Raw genomic sequence first — 469 nt, forward strand, 5'->3', positions numbered from 1 at the left:
TCCTGCGGGCGTGACCTCGGTGAACCACTCGCGGCCCGCCACCACCGCGAACAGCGGCGCCGGCAGCCACACCAGCAGCCGCAGCACCGCCGAGAGCCGCCCGCGGCCGCGGACGTCGGACACGTGCGCGGCGAGCGCCGCCTGCTTCCGCCCGGCGAAGCGCCGGACGTCGAAGCGGTGGGTGACGGCCGAGGCCGGGCTGTAGGCGTGCTCGAGGGCTTCGGCGTCGTAGTCGAACGGGATCCGCAGCGCCCGGACCACCCGGACGAACCGCTGCGCGAAGTCGCGCGGCAGCGTGGCCTCCAGCAGCCGCGTGCCGGTCAGCCGGGCGGCCCGCCGCGCGACTTCGTGCACCTTCACGTGGTCGCGGTGGCCGTAGCCGCCGTTGGCGTCGTACCCGAGCAGCAGGTCGGCGCGCTCCTCGTGCAGCACGGCCGCGAGCCGGTGCGCGGCCTCCTCGGTGTCCGCG

General features: G+C 76.5%; 1 protein-coding gene. It reads right to left on the reverse strand.

The features are described 5' to 3' along the window. Positions 1–469: PIG-L deacetylase family protein (locus G3I65_RS27760; protein WP_375336726.1), on the reverse strand; the 469-nt coding region annotated here is incomplete at both ends.

Source organism: Amycolatopsis sp. SID8362 (assembly GCF_010550475.1).
Classification (GTDB): domain Bacteria; phylum Actinomycetota; class Actinomycetes; order Mycobacteriales; family Pseudonocardiaceae; genus Amycolatopsis; species Amycolatopsis eburnea.